The organism is Xenorhabdus ishibashii (assembly GCF_002632755.1).
Classification (GTDB): domain Bacteria; phylum Pseudomonadota; class Gammaproteobacteria; order Enterobacterales; family Enterobacteriaceae; genus Xenorhabdus; species Xenorhabdus ishibashii.
Genome location: NZ_NJAK01000001.1, coordinates 1,757,027 through 1,779,519, shown reverse-complemented (window position 1 = coordinate 1,779,519; position 22,493 = coordinate 1,757,027). Strand labels below are relative to the sequence as shown.

Here is a 22,493-nt window from a genome sequence, read left to right as displayed (position 1 = left end):
CATTTTAAATACCATACCTCGCTAAAAATAAGGTGAGGTATGGTATCCCCCCTTAAAATATAAGAAAATTTCATACTTGTTCGATATAGAAAACATTCTTTAAATCCCACTTGATATTAGATAATCCCTGCTATACTTAAAAGTAACACATATGAATAATAACATATGGTTACTTTTAACAAGGAGAAATAATCATGTCTCAATATTCAGATGTCATGCTAATTAATAGCACAAATTCCGATTGGAAAATTACATCAGTATCTTCCAAACTTATGCAAATCCCAGACATCCCATACCCAATTAAATCTAGATTTTGTCAACATTTTGATATTTCATCTCTCAATGGAGTTGATATAAAAAATTGTAATTTTGAAGCAGCATTCCAAATAATGGATTCAGTAAATAGTACTTTCAGAGTACGTGGAAGGTATAAAGATGAGCTTGGACGATTCGATGTAGAAGTCTATTTGGAAAATTTAGAAACACACAAACATAAAAAAGGTTCTGCAGTCAGCCTTGGTTGGGTACAATCTGGAAAAACTTATTTATTCCTTATTGGTGATGTTGGTAATTATATAGGGCCTAATATAAACACTGAATCCTGGATGCAAGAACATCTTAACATTTTAGGAAACCACTCACTAAAAGAAATCTGTATCTCTGGTTCTCACGATGCAGGAATGAGTGTCTCTACATGGAGTACACATTTAGCCTCAGAATGTAATACATTAACTCAGTCAAATAATATCTTAAATCAGTTGAAATTAGGTATAAGATATTTTGATATTAGACCAGTCCTTAGCGATAAAAATTTCTTTACTGGACACTATAAAAAATTGGGTTTCTTTTGGGAAGGTGCTAATGGTGAATCAATTAACTCTATTATTGATGAAATTAATTCATTTATGGAATCTAACAATGAATTGATTATGATAAAACTTTCCCATTCCCTTAATTTAGATGTGGGTTTTTTTGATACTTATCGTCCTTTTAACCAAGATCAGTGGTTTGATTTGTTCGATAAATTATCTAACATTAATAATTTATACTTCCATATTGATGAAGGGAACGTTTCCGATTCAACACTCAATACCCTGACAGCTAATGGAACCCGCTCAGCCGTTTTATTCTTTGTAGAAGATAAAGAAGCTGATATTGATTTAGGTGAGTATGAAGATGCAGGATTTTTTCTTCTTAGTGAATTAAATATGTATCATAAGTATTCTAATACAAATGACATATACATAATGTCTAAAGACCAACTTAAAAAAATGCATGACCATGCACCACAGCAATACTTTGAGTTAGAGTGGACGCTGACCCAAGACGCTATACAAGTAGCAAGCTGCCCTACAACAATTGGTTTCAGCATTAAAGAACTGGCCGATATAGCAAATCGTGAGTTCATAGACCTTCTTTATCCGAATATCAAAAAAAACGAATATCCTAATATTATTCTCGTCGATAATGTGAAAGATATAGCTGTTACAACATTAGCCTTAGCTATCAATTGGATAGTACTTTAATCAAAAGATATATCGATTAATAATAATCTTGTCTAAAAGTTACCCAAAGCCCATACAATGGTAGTATGTTAATAGCATTCCCACAAAATCTGTGCCATACTTTTTAGTCTCAAACAAGGAGTATACTATTATGTTTTACTCAAGATGCTTAACTTATTTGGGGATCATCAGCCTACTATTATCTGCCTTTGCACAAGCACAAGTGCCATCTCAAAAATTATCTCCAGACCAAAAAAAATATCTAAAACAGCTAATTAATAAACAAGTTACAGATAAATCTGAATTGCCAACGGTAGAAAGTTGGTCAGATACTAAAAAAGTGGCAGAATTTATTTGTCGTCCTTTTGCCTTATCCATCATTAAAAAATATCACAAAGACGCTGATAAAGTTTTCCTCGGTGTGGGTTCAGAAGATAGTATAAAACTCAACCCCCCTTCTGAGTTGGTCGGCATAGGTATGTATAGAGCGGATGATGGTTGGCACGACATTCGATTTTCCTGCAAATTAGATGCAACTGGTAAAGCCCGAATATTCAAGTTCTTTCCCATAGAGGAGAATTAAATGAAATATCTCTGGTTTATATTACTCATCTTCTCTCCACTCAGTTTTGCTGCTAGTTTTGACTGTGCCAAAGCCAAGGAGCCGGATGAAAAAGCAATTTGTTCAAACCCAAAACTAAATGATTTGGATGTGGAATTAAGTGTGAAATATCACTTTCTGCGAGGATTGTTTGCCATGGGCGTATCTGGCGCAATGTATGATGAACAAACTGCATGGCTGAAACAGCGTCAAAAGTGCAAGGGGGATACAACCTGTTTGCTGCAAAGTTACCACCAACGCATTCATCAACTTGACAAACTGTATAATTGGATAGAGAAACCGATTTGATAATAAATAATTATGGTTCCAAGGAAGGACCTTCTTTTCAATACATAAACATCATATAGATAGCCAAACGCCGCAAAATCCATTACGAGCCAGGAAAATCCTATTTGGTTTTCGTCTTTATACAACCCAAATGTCAGGCTGTTTTCAATAGCAGACCGTACTGTTTCGAGATTAATACCTTCCGCCCAACGAGAACGTGTAAGAAATTGGTGGATAGCGGTGATATCTAATAGCGATTTGTCTGTTGAAACTTGGTAGTTTTCTTTCTGCCAATGAAAGTGTTGCACCATACTTTTATTCTCCAACATTTTTATTCCCCCTCTGGCTGAGTTATCAATATTTAAAAAGAAAGTGTCACTACATTATTAAATGCGAAAATAGCAGCATGTAGACATTTAATAATTCGCAAAGTTTTAATTGCAAAGGCATTATTTTGTCTTTATTTGATAAACATCAACTAAACATCAACAGATATTAACATGACATGAAATTTAAGTTGCAGGTGTTAATTACATTGCTCAATACTCAGTCCGTTAAAATCATTGAGGTCTAACATGGAAAAAAAATCATCTAATTCAAAAGGGGAAGTTATTTTTGCTGCAGAGTATGTCCGAATGTCTACTGAGCATCAAAAATACTCGCAAGATAATCAATCTGCATACATTCATGATTACGCAAATAAGCATGGTATCACTATCATTCATACTTATAATGATGCTGGCAAGAGTGGATTAAACTTAACTGGCAGAACCGGACTCAGGTCATTAATTGATGATGTCATAAATCACAAAATTAATATCTCCGCTTTACTTGTTTATGATGTCAGTCGGTTTGGGCGTTTTCAGGATGCAGATGAAGCAGGGCATTATGCCTATTTGTTAAAAATGCATGGTGTGAATATTATTTACTGTGCTGAACCATTCTCCAGAGAACAATCGGAGATGTATATGCTGGGTATGTCATTTTCTCGCTATAGTGCTGCAAGCTACAGTCGCAATTTGTCAGAAAAAGTATTCCTCGGACAGGTTAATTTGATAAAAAAAGGATTTCATCAGGGGGGAATGGCCGGATATGGATTACGTCGTTTACTCATTGATGAACATCGGAATCCAAAAGGGATACTTGAGTTCGGCCAGCGTAAGAGTATTCATACCGATCGGGTTATACTTATCCCTGGCCCACAAAATGAAGTAGACATCGTTAATCTAATTTTCTATATGTTTATACAAGAAGGCAAGCCTGAATTGGTGATTGCATCTGAGCTCAACAGAAAGAAGATCTTCGCTGAGAATGGCACTGAATGGACTAGGGGAAAAATTCATCAGATACTCACAAATGAAAAATATATTGGAAATAATGTTTACAATAAAACTTCGTTCAAACTCAAGCAACGATACATAATAAATCCCGAAGAAGAATGGATACGGTGCAATGGAGCATATGAACCGATAGTCAGTCACGATAAATTCAACCAAGCGAGAGATATAATAAAATCTCGTTCACTTATTTTTACCGAAGATGAGTTGTTGGAAAAGTTACACACATTATTACAAAAAAAGGGGCGATTATCCGGCCTTATCATTGACGAGGAAGAGTTATTACCCTCAAGTAGCGTTTATCGCTCTCGTTTTGGTAGTTTACTTCGAGTATATAAACTGGTTGGGTACGATCCCAAAACTGACTATTCCTGGCTGGAAACCAAAAAATATCTGAAAGGAATAAATGCCGAAATAACAGAGTCCGTAATCAATAATATTTATCTTTCCGATGGCTGGATTAGCGACCCACCAGAAAAAGGGATTCTGAACGTTAATGATGAATTCACATTAACCCTCCAGGCAGTCAGGTGTCAAAGGACATCACCGGAAAACCTTAGATGGCGAATTAAATTTGACCAATTGCTTTCACCGGATATAAGTATTGCAATTCGTATGGATAGCCTGAACCAATCTATTGTTGATTACTATATATTTCCTTCAATAGACGTTATTTTCGGGAATCATTATCTGAGAAAGCAAAATCCATTCAGTTTCGAACTGTACAGATTCGATACATTACATCCTCTCTACCAATTAATAAAACGAACGACTATCCAGGGAGAAAAAAATGCATGAAGAAAAAATAACAATGGTAGAAATATCTAAAATACTCATTGTTAACCCACGAAAAAGAGACAAATTTACGCATAATGAAATAAAAATGAACATACATACAATTGGTCTCAAACGGCCAATTACTGTAAGGAAAATAATTCATGATGAATTTCTTTATGCCCTGATTTGTGGACAAGGAAGACTGGAAGCATATCAACAATACAATGAAACACATATTCCAGCAATTATTAAAGATGTTGATGAAGAAACGGGACATCTGATGAGCCTGACCGAAAATATTGCCAGAAGAAAACCCCGTGCAACGGAATTATTGGAAAGCGTAAAGCAACTTAAAATGCAAGGACTCACGGATAAAGAAATCGGTGAGCGTTTAGGGTATGTTGTTAGCTGGGTAAATGGTGTAATCAGTCTTTTGGAGAAAGGAGAGAAAAAACTTTTAGCCGCTTTTGAATCTGGACACATTCCACTTTATCTGGCAGTTGAAATATCGAGAGCAAACGATGATGAAATCCAGAAATCACTTACAGAAGCACTGATTAACGGAAAAATAAAGGGCAATCAGATTAACATTATAAAGCGTATCATAGAACGGAGGAGGTTGGGAGATAAAGGTATGGAAAATAAAATTTTTGTGAATAACCGTTCTCAGAAAAGGTATACACCGGAAGAACTATCAGAAATTTATCAAAAAAATGCTAATGAACATTTAAGCATTCAAACAAAAGCAAAATATACAAGAGAAATGCTTATGGCTGTCAGGGAGATATTTAAAAATCTAATGCGCGATGAGAATTTCTGTTCTTTGCTTAGAGATAACAATATCACAGATATGCCAACAATATTATCCCATTCCCATACTGAGTGAGTTTTCCACCATGATAAAACAATGCTTTGATAGCCATTTTCAAACCTATGCCATTGAGAGCTTATCACAATCCAGAACATTACCTATAAATATAAAATCAAGTAATAAATACAAGCAAATATTGACCTCAATTTCAGAAATTGGGCTGATTGAGCCAGTTATCATTTACTTAAATGATGATGGAGGGAAGAAAATTCTGGATGGACACCTCCGAATTGAAGCGCTAAAAGATCTGGGTATATCCCATGCTCACTGCCTGATATCTCCTGTTGACGAAGCCTATTCATATAACAAACGGGTTAATCGCCTGACCATTTTACAGGAGCAAAAAATGCTAAAGAAAGCTGTAGAATCAGGCGTATCGATTGAAAAGCTTAGTGCTGTGCTTGGTGTATCACCCAGCATAATAAATACTCGGCTCCGTATATCTGACGGTATCTCAGGGGAGGTCATTGCTCTGTTGGCTGAAAAAAACATATCGCAAAATGTTTTTGATGTGCTAAGAAAAATCAAACCTTATAAACAAATGGAATTTGTTACCACAATGATCACATTGAATAACTTCACAAGAAAATTTGCATTGTCGATGCTACATGCTTTGTCTCCAGAGCATTTGGTTTCGAAAAATAAAACTCAATCCGAAAACAAAGATGTCATTAAAACACTGGCTCGACTTGAAAAAGAAATGGCTGCATTACAAATTGAAACCCAAAATTTGAAAGATGAATACGCAGAAAACAACTTGAGCCTGACAATAGTGAAAGGCTATATAGCAAAGCTTCTTAGTCATAACAATGTTATTCACTGGCTGTATGAAAACAATATGGAGTACCTGAGTATTCTGAAAAAGATATCAGGCATTGAAAAACTTGATGACATATATCCTTAAGGGAAAATTTCATTTTTCCCATATTAGCCTTATAAATTATGAAATTTAAGGTAATAAATAATTCATGGCTAATAATATCCACTTAGCTAAAAATGATTGTAGGATTACAAGTTTAACTCCCGTGTTATCGATACAGGCCGCGCCGTCCTAAGGAAGCGCGGCCTATTGCCGATAGCGGTGATGGATTACTTATAGTGGCGTAATTCATCATTACTGAGTTTCACTGGGTCGGCTGAGTTTTAGTCTGATTACGTTTTTCATCAGACAAGGTTTCATAACGGGTTATTTCTGTATTCAGAGAATCAGACTGATTGCGCAGTTCGTCGAATTACTTGTCTTCATCAGCATTGAGTGAGCGCTTTTCGTTTTCGGTTTTGGTGAGAAGCGAACGCACTTTTTGGGTTAAATCGGATTTTTGTTGGCATAATTCGAGTAGTTTTTTCATGATATTTCTATAATTAATTTATTTTTTCAGTAAGTAAATATTTAACACAATGAAAAATAACAATAAAGAATTCTAACCATGATGTTTGAACATACAAAAAATTAATGTTTGTTGTTTAAAAAGAAAATGGGATTAAGCACTTTTGTTAAAAATCAAGTAGAGTAAAATAAGTAACACAGTCATTATTACCTGTGTATCTCAAGGTAAAAAACCAATAATCAGAGCAAGAGATAGTCTTTCTTAAAAAGTTAAATCAACTAATTATGATTTTTCAAGCAACTAATAGGAGTATTAAAAATGTCTGATAAAGACTCGTTAAGATCGTATATAGATAAAATCCGATCAAATAAAACAAATAATTATCAATTCAATAATATAAAAATGGATATATTTAATTGTAAAATAATATTAAAGCATTTAAATGCAACATCTCGTATGAATGCACATCCTACTATTATGACTGTGCATGAATTTACTGGACATATAAAAGAATTAGATAAATCAAATAAATTATTTAGTAATGAACACAAGCGATTTGTGATTAACGCTGGTGAAGATAGGACGCATTTTGCCTCAGCTAATGTTTTTAAAGATGTAGATAATAATATTTCTATCATTTTTGTTGATTCAAGCCGCGGAAAAAATCAATTTATTTTTTCTAAACTATATTTTGATTTTAAGGATATTCCAAACATAAAAACCCTTTATATTTATAACCAAATACAAAATAGTGATGCAGATTGCCTACTCTTTTCACTCCATTTTTTGAAAAAGATGCATAAATATAGTGATCACTTTGTAAAGCTTCATCAAGATCTTTTCAATAATAAAATAGAATTTATTAGAGAAAAACACTCACCTTACAAACCAGAACTTGATGATGACTCAATAAAAAAAGCGCGGGTTGTATTTTTCGATCAAGCAATAAAATTATTGCCTATTGATTTTTTTAAACACGCGCAGTCAATGAGTTTAATGAATATTTATAATGATTACTTCAAAAGTCATTTTGGTGAAATCAATAAGGATATGAAAGCGAATAAGCAACCAGGAGGAAGAGAGACATTGATAGACAGATATAAGCGCCATGAAGTAACCCGCACAATTGACGAAAAAAAACGTACCTACAGTAACTCTATTGAAGAAAAAAGACTTAGCCTTGCTGAAGCTGCGCTACATTGGCTCGATGAGTCATGAATAAAAAATAAGTTATATCAGTAAGATGATAACCTTCTATCGCTTCTTCTCGATAGAAGGTTATTTAGGGCTATCGCAAACCCAAATTTCAAGCGGGGTTTATATCCAGTAAAGCCAATTTCACCAAGGGTGAAAATAAAATTGTCCCTGCTCCTTACACTTTTATATTTACTTTATCCAGTTTCTCTAATTTCATTTACCTGCTGAAGGGTCATGTATTCATTGAAATAAATACATTTTATTGAGGTAAAAAGACGACACCAGACAATAACTGGAGGAGAACATAGGAGTCGAACCTGCCGAGGGTCGCTGGCGGCTCCCATCTGGATTTGAAGCCCAGCCGCCCCACCGGAGGCGATGATCTTCCATTAATGAAATTGATAAAGAGCAGGGATTATAGCGCGTCGCCAATAATATCTAAACGTCTCCGTGACTTCACAGATCTCTGATAGAAAAAGAGCCTAATTATTCGCATAAAAGTGCAGCATTAGCATTGAACTCACGATATCTTATCCCCATCTATCGTCAACAACCCATTGGGATGCGGGGCTGGTTTCAGCCTATACCCAAATATACATATAAGGCGCTCATTATGACTAATCCGCTACTGACATCTTCTGCATTGCCTAAGTTTTCTGCAATCGAACCAAAACATGTCGTGCCTGCTGTGGAAGAAATGTTAGCCAATTACCGCCAATTAATTGAGAAGATTTTATCCGAAAACTCCGCTTTTACCTGGGATAATCTGTGCCAACCCATTTCAGAAGAGAAAGATCGGCTTTCCCGTATGTGGTCGCCAGTCGAACACTTGAATGCGGTCAAGAATAGTCCAGAGCTTCGCGAAGCCTATGAGCAAAGCTTACCCCTGCTCTCTGAATTCGATACCTGGTTGGGGCAACATAAAGGGTTATATCAAGCCTACAAATCCCTGAGAGAGAGCCAAGCCTTCACAACCCTTTCCCAGCCACAGCGCAAGGTTGTTGAAAATACTTTGCGTGATTTTGAATTGACCGGCATTGGCTTGCCAGAAGAAAAACAGAAGCGTTACGGTGAAATTACTGCCCGTTTATCTGAGCTGGGTGCAAAGTTCGGCAATAATTTGCTGGATGCCACTATGGGGTGGACCAAATTGATTACCGACGAGTGCGATCTGACCGGTCTGCCTGAAAGTGCCAAAGCCGCAGCCAAGGCAGCCGCCGAAGCCAAGGAGCTGGATGGATGGCTGTTGACACTCAACATGCCAAGTTATCTGCCAGTCATGACCTATGGCGATAATCGTGAACTGCGCAAAGAAATGTACTACGCCTATACAACACGAGCTTCCGATCAAGGGCCAGATGCCGGCAAATGGGATAACAGTGAAGTGATGGCGGAACTACTCGCATTACGCCATGAACTCGCCCAATTACTGGGGTTCAAGAATTATGCTGAAAGTTCTCTGGCGACCAAAATGGCTAAAACCCCCCAGCAAGTGCTCGATTTCCTGAACGATCTGGCTAAACGTGCCCATCAACAAGGTAAAGAAGAGTTGGAAGCACTCACTGACTTCGCCAAATCTTACCACGGTGTTGATGAGCTGGAAGCGTGGGATCTGGCATATTACAGCGAGAAGCAAAAACAACATAACTTCTCTATTGATGATGAACAATTACGCCCTTATTTCCCTGAACAGCGGGCGTTGGAAGGGCTGTTTGAAGTGGTTCGCCGCATTTATGGCATTACCGCCAAAGAGCGCCATGATGTAGATACATGGCATCCTGATGTTCGTTTCTTTGATCTGTATGATGATAAACAGGTATTACGCGGCAGTTTCTATTTAGATCTTTACGCCCGTGAACATAAACGCGGGGGCGCATGGATGAACAGTTATGTCGGCAGAATGCGCCGCTCATCTGGCGAGTTGCAAAATCCGGTCGCTTATCTGACGTGTAACTTCAACAAGCCAGTCGGTGATAAGCCAGCTCTGTTTACGCACGATGAAGTCACAACCCTGTTCCATGAGTTTGGGCATGGACTGCACCATATGCTGACCCAGATTGAAGCCTTGGATGTAGCTGGCATTGATGGTGTACCGTGGGATGCCGTAGAGTGTCCAAGCCAGTTTATGGAAAACTGGTGCTGGGAGCCGGAAGCATTAGCATTTATCTCCGGTCACTATCAAACTCAGGAACCACTGCCACAAGAGATGCTGGATAATATGCTGGCAGCCAAAAACTATCAGGCCGCAATGAGAATTCTGCGTCAGCTTGAGTTTGGTCTGTTCGATTTCCGTCTGCATGCGGAATATGATCCAGCTAAAGGGGCGCAAATCCTGGAAATGCTGCAATCAGTGAAAAAACAAGTTGCGGTTGTGCCATCACCAGATTGGGGACGCTTCCCGCACTCCTTTAGCCATATCTTTAATGGTGGCTATGCGGCGGGTTATTACAGCTATCTGTGGGCGGACGTTCTGGCAGCCGATGCCTATTCTCGCTTCTCGGAAGAGGGGATTTTCAATCGCACAACAGGCCAGTCATTCCTCGACAATATTTTGACCCGTGGCGGCTCAGAAGATCCCATGACTCTGTTTGTCCGCTTCCGTGGTCGTGAACCAGAATTGGATGCAATGCTCGAGAGCTACGGCATCGGCGGATAAAACCAGTGAAGATTTGTTTGATTTGTGAAGAAGGCGCTGATCATAGCGCCTTATCGCGATTGGCTGAACGTTGGGAGCTGATCCACGATGAAGGTTCAGTCATGGCATTAGTATTGACTCCCGAACGTCTGGAATTACACAAACGCGATGAGCCTAAGCTGGGCGGGATTTATGTCGATTTTGTCAGCGGGACAATGGCACACCGTCGCCGTTTTGGTGGCGGCCGTGGTGAAGCCGTCGCGAAAGCAGTCGGTATCAAGAAAGATTATTTACCCAATGTTGTAGATGCTACCGCTGGATTAGGACGCGATGCTTTTGTGTTGGCTTCTATTGGCTGTCATGTCAGGATGCTGGAGCGTCACCCCGTGGTAGCCGCATTGCTGGATGATGGTTTACAGCGGGGCTATCAGGATGAAGAGATTGGTGGCTGGCTGAAAGAGCGCATGACGCTGATCCATGCCTCAAGCATTACGGCATTGACGGATATTACACCGTCGCCTGATGTGGTTTATCTTGACCCTATGTATCCACATAAACAAAAAAGCGCTCTGGTCAAAAAAGAGATGCGGGTTTTCCAATCGCTGGTCGGGGCTGATGAAGATGCTGATAGTTTACTGGAACCTGCCAGAGAATTGGCAAAACGTCGTGTTGTCGTGAAACGACCAGATTATGCAGAACCACTGGCAGGTGTTAAAGCTTCCGCCGCAATTAGCACCAAAAATCACCGTTTCGATATTTATCCTTGTTAGAAAAATTAAACCCCATGTTCTGAATGGGGTTCTTAGCGCTACAATTCCTTATTACACAATTACTTATTACACAATTACTTATTACACAACGCCTTGTGACAACATCGCATCCGCCACTTTGACAAAGCCAGCGATATTTGCGCCTTGTACGTAGTTAGTCTGTTTCTGTTCTCCACCGTATTCTACGCAAGCCTGATGGATATCGAGCATGATGTGATGTAAGCGAATATCCACTTTCTCCGCTTTCCAACTCAGACGCGCTGCGTTTTGTGCCATCTCCAGACCCGAAGTTGCCACGCCACCCGCGTTAGCCGCCTTACCCGGTGCAAACAAAACGCCGGCTTCAAGGAAAGCCGTAGTAGCTTCAATCGTCGCTGGCATATTGGCGCCTTCCGCAACCGCTTTTACACCATTTTTAATCAATATCTTCGCAGCTTCTAAATCCAGTTCGTTCTGCGTTGCACAAGGCAAGGCAATATCCACAGGAATAGACCACGGATCTTGGCCTTTCAGGAAAGTCAGTCCGCGATCTTTGGCATACTCTTCCACACGTCCGTAACGCTGATTTTTGATCTCTTGCAGGTGAGCCAGTTTCTCCGGTGTAAAACCATCTTCGTCCAATGCCGTACCGCCTGAATCTGATACCGTGACGACTTTCGCCCCCAGTTCCATACATTTCTCAATAGAATACTGGGCGACATTTCCCGCACCGGATACAGATACCCGCATACCTTCAAGTTCCATACCATGCCGTTTGAGCATTTCATGGGTGAAATAAACCAGTCCATATCCGGTGGCTTCAGGGCGGATCAGACTGCCACCAAAAGACAGATCCTTACCGGTAAAAACGCACGCCGTATTGTTGGACAGTTTTTTCATCATACCCGCCATAAAACCTACTTCACGGCTGCCCACACCAATATCGCCGGCAGGTACATCGGTATCCGGCCCCAGATGCCGGTAAAGTTCAGTCATCAATGCCTGACAGAATCGCATAATTTCACCGTGGCTTTTCCCTTTGGGATCGAAATCTGAACCCCCTTTTCCGCCCCCATCGGCAACGTTGTCAGCGCATTCTTCAATGTCTGTTCAAAGCCTAAAAATTTCAGGATAGAAAGATTAACAGAAGGATGAAAACGCATCCCACCTTTAAATGGCCCAATAGCAGAGCTGAATTGAACCCGCCATGCTCGGTTAACCTGTACTTTCCCTTGATCATCCACCCAACAGACGCGGAATTGGATGACCCTTTCCGGTTCCACCAGACGTTCCAATAATCCTTGCTCACAATATTGTGGATTTTGTTGCAGAAAAGGCCAGAGAGAGGTCAACACTTCTCGTACTGCCTGTAGGTATTCTGGTTGATGCTGATTACGGAATTGAACTGAATCGAGAAATGAGACTAAAGATGATGAAATATTCATTTGGGCTTCCTTTATGTCATTCAGAAGTGATGACCCCCAGCCATTTTCCATATTATTTTGTTGTCGAAAATGTGAGGTAATTACGGTTTGCTTTCTGAATATAGCACTGTTCCATGCTTAATTTTCAACAAATATTTTTTATAGATTTTCTTAAAAATACCTTTGACAATTTCTAAAGCAGTTTCATTATCTTTTTTGGGGATAAAAAAATCGCCTGCATAAGCAGGCGATTTTACGGAATAAAATATCAGCCGAAGATTATTCTTCATCACGCAAAGGTACAATCAACATATCAACATGAACGGTGTTAATAAGCTGGCGAGCAGAAGACATCAACTTACTCCAAAAGTCCTGATGGTGACCACATACAACCAGATCCATATCATATTGTTTAATAGCATCCACAAGGACTTGCCCTAAATCACCACTGCCACTCAACGTTTCCTGAACGGGATAATCTGCACCAACAGAGAGTTCTTTCAGGGAATTACGGGTTTCATCTGCGATACGCTCCTGCATATCGCCAAGGTTTACGTCAATCAGGCCGGTATAAAGATCAGAGTAGTTGACATCAACATGGATCAGGGAAATTTTGGCATTGTACGGTTTCGCCAATGATACAGCTTTTTCCACCAAAATCTGACTTTCTGGAGATAAATCAACCGCAACAAGAATGTGTTTGTAAGCCATAAAAACTCCTTCCATAACGTCAATTAAATGGATTGGCAACATTAAACGCCATTATTCGATGCTTACACTATAACCGCTCAATGTGTCTTTTGTGTGTTGTTTTGATCACAACTTATTGTTTTACTTTCTTAACTCGCTGAAAACAGCGAGCCTGACCCAGAAAAAACAATATTTCTAACAAACCTGTCACAATAGCGGATTATATGCCCTACGATAATACCCGCTGAGAGCTGTATTTTTAACTAAGATTTAATATAGTTATTATTCAAATAAAAACGTTTTCTAGTGGTTTCTTCTTTTACTGGCAACTATTGGCAACCTTTGCTGCCACAATCAGGAGGGGAAAGTATGTTCAATACCACTGCACTATTTTGGGCAGTCTGCCTTATCTGCATTATTAACATAATTCGCTACTTTTCTTCGCTCCGTGTACTTCTGGCAATTTTACGCGAATCAGACCCTCTCCTGTATCAATCCGTTGATGGGAATGGTTTTTTCAGAGCTAATGGCCAATTCAATAAACAGATTCGGCTCGTGCGTTACATCAATTCACAAAGTTATATCAACCATCACGACCCTGATGTCGTCTTGTTGTGCGAAAGGATGAGGAAACAATTTATTTTGACGGAAGTGCTATGTGGTGTTGTTCTGCTATGCCTGATAGCGATGATAATCTGAAGTAAAAAATAAAAAAGGTTGGCTCTCAATGACGAACAGCCAACCTTTTTTTCTAAAACGTCATTAGATCAGTTTAAGGGCGATCCAATACAGTAAGCCTGACAATGCAATGGAAATCGGCAACGTCAAAACCCATGCTAACATGATATTTTTGATGGTCTTGCTTTGCACGCCACCACCATCAACCAGCATCGTCCCCGCTACCGCAGAAGAGAGCACTTGTGTTGTGGATACAGGCATACCCGTATAGCTGGCAACACCAATAGAAACCGCAGCCGTCACCTGAGCAGAAACACCTTGGGCATAAGTCATGCCTTTTTTGCCAATCTTCTCGCCGATAGTCACAGCAACACGTTTCCAGCCAACCATTGTGCCCAAAGAGAGGGCAAGAGCCACTGCAACAATGATCCATAATGGCGCATATTCCACCGTACTTAACAGATCTTTACGCAGCTTATTCAGGAAACGGGCATCTTCAAGGCTGGTTTCTGGCAGTTTAGCCACAGCGTTGGCTGTATCAGCGACGCACATCAACATACGGCGCATGCTGTTACGTTGATCCGGCGTTAACTCGTTGAAATTATGAATACTCGCTAACATACTTTCAGCTTTGTTCAACACCACCAACGCGCGTGAGCTATCGCAATGGAACGTCATATCAAGCTGATTTTCAACTGCAGGAGCGGCTGGACTCAGCTCAATCGCATGAGTCAACGCAGGAGCATGCTGCCCATAATACTGCTGCAAGTGGACAACGGCATCACGAGTGCGAGCGATATCATAACTGGTTGAATTCATATTGACGACAAAACCCGCAGGCGCAACGCCAATCAGAACCAGCATAATCAAACCGATACCTTTCTGGCCATCGTTCGCTCCGTGAGAGAAACTCACACCAACCGCAGAGAGGATCAGGGCTGTACGTGTCCAGAATGGGGGTTTGCGTTTGCCATCCTGTTTTTCACGTTCAACAGGCGTCATATGAATACGACGACGTTTTTTTGTACCGCTCCAATAGCGACGCAGTAAAAACACCATCGCGCCGGCAATGACCAGACCAACAAGAGGAGACAGAATCAAGGACATGAAAATCTGTATCATCTTCGGAATATTCAACGCATCAACCACTGAAGAACTGGTCACTATCGCATTGGTCAAGCCAATACCGATAATAGAACCAATCAACGTATGGGAACTAGATGCAGGAATGCCGAAATACCACGTACCTAAATTCCAGATGATCGCCGCCAGCAGCATGGAAAAAACCATAGCCAAGCCGTGAGCTGAACTGACATTTAGTAGAAGATCCGTCGGTAGTAGATGCACAATCGCATAAGCGACACTCAATCCACCAAGGAGAACACCCAAAAAATTAAAAACCCCTGCCATCACAACGGCAAGCTGTGAACGCATTGCCCGGGTATAAATAACAGTTGCTACTGCGTTTGCGGTATCATGAAACCCATTGATGGCTTCATAGAAAAGCACAAACAACAGAGCAAGCACTAACATAAGGCCGGTATAAAATTCCAGGCCAGTAAACAGATGTAGCATAAACGTTAAGCCAGTTAGTAGGACATGAACGCGCGCATTATCAGTGACAAATGGTAGCGGGAAAAGAGAAATATGACCTTTTTTTGATTTAATGATGGTCAAATGACATAAAAAATCTTGCATTTATTAAATATATCAAAGAGTTATTTAATTTTAATGTTTTGATATTTTTTTGATGAAAAATAATTTTTTATAGCAGAAAGTTAAACCAAATGCCTATTTTTCTCCGTAGTTCGTGAACAGAGCCCTCACAATGCAGTGAATTCCCACAAATAAATTGGCCAAAAGAGACAAATGAATGGAAAAATTTGATGTAGTTATTATTGGTGCTGGCGCTGCTGGCTTATTTTGTGCTGCACAGGCAGGGCAAGCTGGATTAAACGTTCTGGTACTGGATAATGGCAAAAAAGCAGGCCGCAAAATTTTGATGTCCGGTGGAGGGCGCTGTAATTTCACCAACATGTATACCGAACCGGCAGCATACCTTTCTGCCAATCCCCATTTTTGTAAGTCAGCACTTGCTCGCTATACCCAGTGGGATTTTATTGATCTTGTACAACGCTATAGTATTCCTTACCACGAAAAAACATTGGGGCAGCTTTTCTGCGACGACTCAGCACAACAAATCATAGACCTGCTTTTGAAAGAGTGCGAAATAGGACAGGTAACGATCCGATTGCGTAGCGAAGTGACTCATGTCGAGAAGAAAGAACAAGGTTTTGTCATTACGGTAACAGGAAGGCAAGTAAGTGCACACTCACTTGTTGTGGCATCCGGTGGTTTGTCCATGCCCGGACTGGGAGCTTCTCCTTTGGGTTACCGCATCGCGGAACAATTTGGACTCAATATCCTGCCTACACGTGCAGCATTAGTTCCCTTTACCCTGCATAAACCGCTACTGGAACAACTTCAAACCCTTTCCGGTGTTTCGGTTCCTTCTGTCGTGACCGCAAAAGATGGCACCGTATTCAGGGAAAATATTCTATTCACCCATCGTGGCCTTTCTGGCCCAGCTATCTTGCAGATTTCCAGCTATTGGCAGCCTGGTGAGTATGTGAGTATTAACTTACTTCCTGATACAGACTTCGGGAGTTTTCTGGATAAAGAACGAGAATCTCATCCCAATCAGAGTTTGAAAAACACACTGGCTAAATTACTGCCTAAACGTCTGGTGGAATGTTTGCAGTCTCTTGAGCAATTGCCGGAACTGTCCCTGAAACAACTTAATTCCATACAGCAAAAAGCGCTAATCACAACCCTGCAATGCTGGCAGGTGCAACCCAATGGTACGGAAGGTTATCGTACAGCGGAAGTGACTCTTGGCGGGGTGGATACTCACGAGTTGTCATCAAAAACGATGGAAACCCATAAGGTGAAGGGGTTGTACTTTATTGGTGAAGTGGTGGATGTAACCGGTTGGCTTGGTGGGTATAACTTCCAATGGGCATGGAGTTCGGCATGGGCTTGTGCGCAGGCTTTGGTGAGTAGTCATACAAAAGTTTATGTAGAAAACCACATTATTTAAGAAAAATTAGACCACTTACTTAACTTAAGAGGTGGTCGCTATTTCATGGACACTAAGCTTATCCATCTAATCCCTTCGTGCATCAAAATAAAGCATTACATAATAATAAAGAATGAAATGATATATTAAACAATGATTACATCAAACACAGAAAGAAAAATAAACATTAGAAAAATAGTTTGATTGTTATCATTTGGTTTGAAATAATGCGCTCCGCAAACACAGGGTGACATTAGCTAAAAAACGGTAAAAAACACCTATTATCACCTTTAATATCATTATTCTTAAAAAATCATCACAGTCAGACGCAACATAACATTCTCCAAAAACGTCAAAGTATCAAATTTAGATAGATGCCAAATAAATTATAATAATTAATATATATTGACTATCAAAAATGATTACACGCAATCTAAGAATAAACAATTCATTAATAACTTTTAATTAATTGCTTATTTATTATAGCTGTTACTGAAGAATGAGTGCTGATATGCAAAACTTACCTCACGTCAAAGCACTGTGTGCTATCACACATCCTTACCGTGCTTGTACCGAATATGATGCATTATTTAATAACGCCATGTGTGAACTGACGCTGTACCACTGCGAACATACCCCTGGTTACAAGCAGTGGCTGGCAGATCACGGCTTGGATAAACAGGCATTAATGACGTTGGATGATTGGTCAAGCCTGCCTTTGCTATTTGCCAATTATTTCAAACGTAATTTGATACTCAGCGATAGTGCACAAGATGCGCTGGAACTGACTTCCTCCGGCACTACCGGACAAAAAAGCCGTATGCGCTACGATACGGAAAGTATTGCGGCTGCCCAGCATATGGTGGACTCTATTTTTGACTATTATGGCTGGAATACCTCTGATCAACCCTGTAACTACTTGCTGCTTAGCTACGAACCCGCTGGTGCCGTCACTCTGGGTACAGCCTACACCGATCAATTCCTGTGTAAATATGCTCCCGTCAACCGCGCCTATTACGCCTTGCGCCATAACGGACAAGGTAATGAATTCGATCCCTTCGGTACTATTACGGCACTCCAGCAGTTCGCTCAGGAAGGATTACCTGTGCGGATTTTCGGTTTTCCTGCCTTTTTATGGTTCACCCTGCAAAGAATGGAGCAGATGGGGCTGCCGGCACTGAAACTGCATCCTGAATCGCTGGTTTTTCTCGGTGGAGGATGGAAAACACATGCCGATAAATCCATTCCTAAAAAAGAACTATATCAACGAATAACCGAACAACTGGGTATCCCTGATATGCGCTGTCGTGATGGTTATGGTTCCGTTGAACACCCAGTCCCTTATGTTGAATGCTCCCACCATAATTTCCATGTTCCAGTCTATGCCCGTGCTTATGTGCGCCATACGGCCAACTTAACCTGCCAACCTTATGGAGAGCCAGGTTTTCTGCATTTTACATCACCTTATATCACTTCCTGCCCAGCCCACAGCATCGTTACAAGCGATCTGGCTGTGCTGCATTGCGGTGAAAGCTGTGGTTGTGAACTTGAAACAGATTGGTTTGAACTGCTTGGCCGCGCTGGCACTAGCAAAGGCCGTAGTTGTGCGATTGCCGCTTCAGAATTGATTAAGAGATCTTGATATGTCTTCCGTAAAAATCATGAATAATCCGATGCCTTCAGAACAATTGGCAAAACAAGAAATCGCGAAATTGCGTGAGCGTTTACCTGATCTGCTGGCACACCCCCATACTTCTGAGCAGGTACTTGATTGCGCACAACGCTTTGCCGAATATCTTGCCAATCTGGATGAACATCCATTGTTTGATGTCCAAACTAAGGGATCGCTTATCGCTTTTTGCCAACGTGAAGCCCTGGAAGCCAAACTGGAGCGGGAACTTGGGCAAAACCCTTTTTCACTGCGTCGATTCGATTATAACCAGAACCGATATGAAACCTGGAAGCCATTAGGCCTGATCGTCCATATTACGCCTTCCAATGCTGAACTTTTGCCCTTTATGGCTATAATAGAGAGTTTGCTGGTAGGTAATATTAACTGGTTACGCCCAAGCAGCAGCGATAACGGGTTTAGTGCGCAACTGCTGGCAGAATTTTTGTCTCATGATATTTCAGGTAATTTAGCTGCCAGAGTAGCCGTCTTACCGTTGCCAGTGTCGCAATTGCCAGAGCTGTTCAGTCTGGCTGATGCGGTTTCTGCTTGGGGAAGCGATTCTTCCCTGACATCCATTCGTGCCCAACTACCCGCAGGTTGCCGCTGGATAGATTGGGGGCATCGTATCAGTATTGCCTGGTTAAGCCCTGACGCCGCCGATGATACCCAATTGGATGCATTGGCTGATGATATCTGTCGTTATGACCAACAAGCCTGTTCCAGCCCACAATGTTTGCTGGTCGATAGCGATGATCCTGAGGTTTTACAACATATCGGACAACGCATGGCAGCCGCGCTGCAACGTCGTGCCGGATTACACCCTGCCCTGAAACCGGACATTCAGGAAGCCGCTGAAATTACGACTCAAACGGCTTTCCAACAACTCGATTTCGCATTTACACAGGTACAGGGTGAAATATGGCAAGCCGACGGCTGGCGAGTGATATGGCGACACGAAGAGGAATTAGCGGCGTCCCCTTTGTTCCGCACATTGCAAATACGCCCTGCTCCACGTCAGCATCTGTGCGCTATTTTGCTGCCTTGGCGTAACTATCTGCAAAGTTGTGCTTTGATTACCCATCAAGAGCATATCACCGAAATGAGTCATACCCTGTTTGCTGCGGGTGTCAGCCGTATCACGCCGGCGGGACAGATGCATGACGGCTATCATGGTGAACCACATGATGGAGTCTACGCACTATCACGCCTTACCAAGCGAGTATCTGTCAGCCTTGCGCCTGATTTAATGGCAGGTTGCGCCCATCTTGATGTGCCTCCACTACGTCCACGCGGATTAGAAAATCTGCCTGTCATGAATAAAGCAGATTTTCAGACACTGGTTCCCAACGATAAAGCTCGTCTGTTTTTTCGCAGTGGCGGTAGTAGTGGTACGCCTAAGCTGGCTGCTTATAGCTACCATGATTACCACAGGCAGATGCAGGCCGCTGCCGATGGCGTATTCGCCTCAGGGCTTCAACCTGCAACCGATCGCGTCATGAACCTATTGTATGGCGGGAAGTTGTACGGTGGCATGATGAGCTTCTTCACCATTTTGGATAAATTAGGAGTGACACAATATCCAATGGGTGGCCCTGCCGATAATGATTTTCGTGAAATCGCTGATTTTATCGTACATCAACGCATTAATACGCTGGTAGGTATGCCAAGCACGATACATCGGCTATTTTTAAATGAAGAAACCAAACTACGTCAATATGGCGGCATTCGTAAGTTATTACTGGGGGGCGAACACCTCAATATAAACCAACGAAACTTTCTGACCAGCTTTGGTGTTACCCTGATACGCTCAACAATTTACGGTTCCGTCGATGCAGGGCCAATGGGACATGCGTGCGCAGCCAGCGAGGATGGTGTTTTCCATTTAATGGCTGAAACTCAATGGTTGGAAATCCTCAATATAGAGAATGATCAACCCGTGGCAGAGGGGGAAACGGGTCGTCTGGTATTCACTTCCCGCCACCGTGAAGCACAACCCGTCCAACGCTACGATTTAGGGGATCTCGGTTGCTGGATTAATCAACCTTGTTCATGTGGTCTGACTTCACCACGTTTCCGGCTTAAGGAACGCCACGGTTCTCTGCTACGTGTAGGCAGTATTTTTTTCAATCTTGCTGATTTGTCTGAACAACTGGCATTACCCGTGCAATGGATCATCAATCATGACAGTAATGGGATCGATAGCATTCAGCTATTAGTTGATCATGCCGATCCTCTCACTGTGCGCCAAAATTTATTGAAAGATCTCAAAATTGCCGAAGTTGTTGAAGGAAATCTGCTGAATTTAGGCGTTATTTCCACTTCAAGTACTGAATTCCAACACAATAAACATAGTGGAAAAACACCATTATTCATTGACTTGCGTAAATATTAATTGAGTAAAATTAAGATGATGACCAAAATGACATTGACTGATTTGCTCCATCATGCACGCGAGCATTCTGCTTATTACCAAGAGCTTTACAAATCCATCCCCGATAATTGGGTTTTGGAAGATTTACCTCTCGTGGAACCCAACCATTACTGGGCGCATTCAACTAACTTATCAACATGGCCGGTGCTGACTGCCCCGCTGGAAGGCGGTCATGTGTTTAAAACAGGTGGCTCAACCAGCGATGGACGGTTGTCGGTTTTCAGTCAGCAAGAGTGGAAAGCATTTATTAATTCCTTTGGCCAAGGCATTGCCCGCCAGTTAAAAACTGGGGATCGGGTGGCTAATTTATTTTTTGCTGGTGATCTTTATACCAGCTTTATATTCATCCACGGTGCATTATCTAATGCACCAATCCCTATATTAGAATTTCCTTTCACCTGTAAAGTGGAAGATGAACTGCTGATTAACAATATCTGCCTTCACAATATCAATGTGCTGGCAGGTGTACCCGTGCAGTTAATCCGTCTGGCTCACTATTTGCAAGAAATGGGACAAACATTGCCGATGGTGGAAACCATTCTTTATGGTGGAGAAAGTTTGTTTGATTCACAGGTCGCTATCATACAACAAGTTTTTCCGCACGCCCGTTTAGGTTCAATCGGTTGTGCCAGTGTTGATGCTGGTTTGATTGGCTTTGCTGATCCCCACTGCAAACAGGGAGAGCATCGCGTATTTTCTGACGACACGATTATCGAAATCGTCGATGAAATAACTCACCAGCCCATTACTGTGCCAGGAAAACGTGGCTTATTAGTTGTCACTAATCTGCAACGACAACTGATGCCGGTGATCCGCTATCCTACTGGTGATATGGCTTGCTGGTGCGAGCTGGAACAACCCGCCCGTAAATTCGCGCTGCAAGGACGTGCTAATCAAGGCTATCGTGTACGATTTGGCACCCTGTCATTATTCCCTGACGATTTAGCTACACAACTATCAAAACACCCAGAGCTTTTGGCCTGGCAATTGGAGCTAAGCCAGAGGGTAGAGCAAGATAAAATCCGATTGTTGGTAGCAAGCCTGCAAACTGTAGATATCGACAGAATACGCCATCGGGTTATGGCCGCCTTTCCGGGTCTGGAAGAGGCTTGTATACGCCAAAATATGCTGGAGATCGTTCAAACCAATATCGATAGCATGTATACACACCCACGATCAGGAAAATTGCAGCGAGTTGTGGATCTACGTCGTTATAACTAAGGTTGAAATC

General features: G+C 41.4%; 16 protein-coding genes, 1 tRNA gene and 1 pseudogene. 14 read left to right on the top strand and 4 right to left on the bottom strand.

Annotated features, from left to right (window positions below; all coding sequences use genetic code 11):
* Positions 1–194 precede the first annotated feature (194 nt).
* The 7 genes from Xish_RS08475 (at position 195) to Xish_RS08435 (ending at position 7,925) form a co-directional block, all read left to right on the top strand.
* Positions 195–1,526: a PI-PLC domain-containing protein gene (locus Xish_RS08475; protein ID WP_099117488.1), complete on the top strand. Its 1,332-nt coding sequence runs from the start codon at positions 195–197 to the stop codon at positions 1,524–1,526.
* A 130-nt stretch (positions 1,527–1,656) separates the two neighbouring features.
* Positions 1,657–2,088, top strand: coding sequence for a hypothetical protein (locus Xish_RS08470; RefSeq protein WP_099117487.1), 432 nt, complete (start codon positions 1,657–1,659; stop codon positions 2,086–2,088).
* Positions 2,089–2,415, top strand: a complete 327-nt coding sequence (locus tag Xish_RS08465) for a lysozyme inhibitor LprI family protein (protein WP_099117486.1) — start codon at positions 2,089–2,091, stop codon at positions 2,413–2,415. It begins immediately after the preceding gene.
* 554 nt (positions 2,416–2,969) lie between these two features.
* The gene (locus Xish_RS08455) at positions 2,970–4,529 is read left to right on the top strand and encodes a recombinase family protein (RefSeq protein ID WP_099117484.1); all 1,560 of its coding nucleotides are present in this window, start codon (positions 2,970–2,972) and stop codon (positions 4,527–4,529) included.
* Entirely contained in the window at positions 4,522–5,394 is an 873-nt protein-coding gene (locus Xish_RS08450; RefSeq protein WP_099117483.1) for a ParB/RepB/Spo0J family partition protein, read from the top strand. Before Xish_RS08455 ends, Xish_RS08450 begins: the two co-directional genes overlap by 8 nt.
* 10 nt (positions 5,395–5,404) lie before the next feature.
* Positions 5,405–6,283: a plasmid partitioning protein RepB C-terminal domain-containing protein gene (locus Xish_RS08445; protein WP_099117482.1), complete on the top strand. Its 879-nt coding sequence runs from the start codon at positions 5,405–5,407 to the stop codon at positions 6,281–6,283.
* A 742-nt stretch (positions 6,284–7,025) separates the two neighbouring features.
* Positions 7,026–7,925: a YopJ family acetyltransferase gene (locus Xish_RS08435; protein WP_099117481.1), complete on the top strand. Its 900-nt coding sequence runs from the start codon at positions 7,026–7,028 to the stop codon at positions 7,923–7,925.
* Positions 7,926–8,197: 272 nt separating this feature from the next.
* On the opposite strand, the gene Xish_RS18570 is transcribed toward Xish_RS08435, so the two are convergent.
* Positions 8,198–8,292: transfer RNA gene (locus Xish_RS18570), tRNA-Sec, on the bottom strand.
* A gap of 225 nt (positions 8,293–8,517) precedes the next feature.
* Here Xish_RS18570 and prlC point away from each other — a divergent pair.
* Together prlC and rsmJ are read left to right on the top strand one after the other, a co-directional pair.
* Entirely contained in the window at positions 8,518–10,560 is a 2,043-nt protein-coding gene (gene prlC / locus Xish_RS08430; protein ID WP_099117480.1) for an oligopeptidase A, read from the top strand.
* A gap of 5 nt (positions 10,561–10,565) precedes the next feature.
* Entirely contained in the window at positions 10,566–11,309 is a 744-nt protein-coding gene (gene rsmJ / locus Xish_RS08425) for a 16S rRNA (guanine(1516)-N(2))-methyltransferase RsmJ (protein ID WP_167383242.1), read from the top strand.
* 81 nt (positions 11,310–11,390) lie between these two features.
* Here rsmJ and gdhA read toward each other — a convergent pair.
* Positions 11,391–12,733 (bottom strand): annotated as a pseudogene (gene gdhA / locus Xish_RS08420) (NADP-specific glutamate dehydrogenase).
* A 258-nt stretch (positions 12,734–12,991) separates the two neighbouring features.
* The gene (uspA, locus tag Xish_RS08410; RefSeq protein WP_099118707.1) at positions 12,992–13,423 is read right to left on the bottom strand and encodes a universal stress protein UspA; all 432 of its coding nucleotides are present in this window, start codon (positions 13,421–13,423) and stop codon (positions 12,992–12,994) included.
* Positions 13,424–13,771: 348 nt separating this feature from the next.
* Here uspA and uspB point away from each other — a divergent pair, with 348 nt between their 5' ends.
* Positions 13,772–14,101 (top strand): universal stress protein UspB, encoded by a 330-nt coding sequence (gene uspB, locus Xish_RS08405; RefSeq protein ID WP_099117477.1) that lies wholly within the window; start codon positions 13,772–13,774, stop codon positions 14,099–14,101.
* 63 nt (positions 14,102–14,164) lie between these two features.
* On the opposite strand, the gene pitA is transcribed toward uspB, so the two are convergent.
* Complete coding sequence (gene pitA / locus Xish_RS08400; protein WP_099118706.1) at positions 14,165–15,655, bottom strand: inorganic phosphate transporter PitA; 1,491 nt, start codon at positions 15,653–15,655, stop codon at positions 14,165–14,167.
* Positions 15,656–15,953: 298 nt separating this feature from the next.
* Between pitA and Xish_RS08395 the strand changes: the two genes are divergently transcribed.
* From Xish_RS08395 to Xish_RS08380, 4 genes are all read left to right on the top strand, one after another.
* Positions 15,954–17,180 (top strand): BaiN/RdsA family NAD(P)/FAD-dependent oxidoreductase, encoded by a 1,227-nt coding sequence (locus Xish_RS08395; protein ID WP_099117476.1) that lies wholly within the window; start codon positions 15,954–15,956, stop codon positions 17,178–17,180.
* Between the two features lie 490 nt (positions 17,181–17,670).
* Positions 17,671–18,801 carry a LuxE/PaaK family acyltransferase gene (locus Xish_RS08390; protein ID WP_099118705.1) on the top strand — a complete coding sequence of 377 codons (1,131 nt, stop codon included), beginning with the start codon at positions 17,671–17,673 and terminating at the stop codon, positions 18,799–18,801.
* 1 nt (position 18,802) lies between these two features.
* Positions 18,803–21,223 (top strand): acyl-CoA reductase, encoded by a 2,421-nt coding sequence (locus tag Xish_RS08385; RefSeq protein ID WP_099117475.1) that lies wholly within the window; start codon positions 18,803–18,805, stop codon positions 21,221–21,223.
* 15 nt (positions 21,224–21,238) lie between these two features.
* Positions 21,239–22,483, top strand: coding sequence for a phenylacetate--CoA ligase family protein (locus tag Xish_RS08380; protein ID WP_099117474.1), 1,245 nt, complete (start codon positions 21,239–21,241; stop codon positions 22,481–22,483).
* Positions 22,484–22,493: the final 10 nt, after the last annotated feature.

Coding starts and splice junctions, on each gene's coding strand:
- Xish_RS08475 (WP_099117488.1), top strand. CDS start 195: ATGTCTCAATATTCAGATGTCATGCTAATTAATAGCACAAATTCCGAT.
- Xish_RS08470 (WP_099117487.1), top strand. CDS start 1,657: ATGTTTTACTCAAGATGCTTAACTTATTTGGGGATCATCAGCCTACTA.
- Xish_RS08465 (WP_099117486.1), top strand. CDS start 2,089: ATGAAATATCTCTGGTTTATATTACTCATCTTCTCTCCACTCAGTTTT.
- Xish_RS08455 (WP_099117484.1), top strand. CDS start 2,970: ATGGAAAAAAAATCATCTAATTCAAAAGGGGAAGTTATTTTTGCTGCA.
- Xish_RS08450 (WP_099117483.1), top strand. CDS start 4,522: ATGCATGAAGAAAAAATAACAATGGTAGAAATATCTAAAATACTCATT.
- Xish_RS08445 (WP_099117482.1), top strand. CDS start 5,405: ATGATAAAACAATGCTTTGATAGCCATTTTCAAACCTATGCCATTGAG.
- Xish_RS08435 (WP_099117481.1), top strand. CDS start 7,026: ATGTCTGATAAAGACTCGTTAAGATCGTATATAGATAAAATCCGATCA.
- prlC (WP_099117480.1), top strand. CDS start 8,518: ATGACTAATCCGCTACTGACATCTTCTGCATTGCCTAAGTTTTCTGCA.
- uspA (WP_099118707.1), bottom strand. CDS start 13,423: ATGGCTTACAAACACATTCTTGTTGCGGTTGATTTATCTCCAGAAAGT.
- uspB (WP_099117477.1), top strand. CDS start 13,772: ATGTTCAATACCACTGCACTATTTTGGGCAGTCTGCCTTATCTGCATT.
- pitA (WP_099118706.1), bottom strand. CDS start 15,655: ATGCTACATCTGTTTACTGGCCTGGAATTTTATACCGGCCTTATGTTA.
- Xish_RS08395 (WP_099117476.1), top strand. CDS start 15,954: ATGGAAAAATTTGATGTAGTTATTATTGGTGCTGGCGCTGCTGGCTTA.
- Xish_RS08390 (WP_099118705.1), top strand. CDS start 17,671: ATGCAAAACTTACCTCACGTCAAAGCACTGTGTGCTATCACACATCCT.
- Xish_RS08385 (WP_099117475.1), top strand. CDS start 18,803: ATGTCTTCCGTAAAAATCATGAATAATCCGATGCCTTCAGAACAATTG.
- Xish_RS08380 (WP_099117474.1), top strand. CDS start 21,239: ATGATGACCAAAATGACATTGACTGATTTGCTCCATCATGCACGCGAG.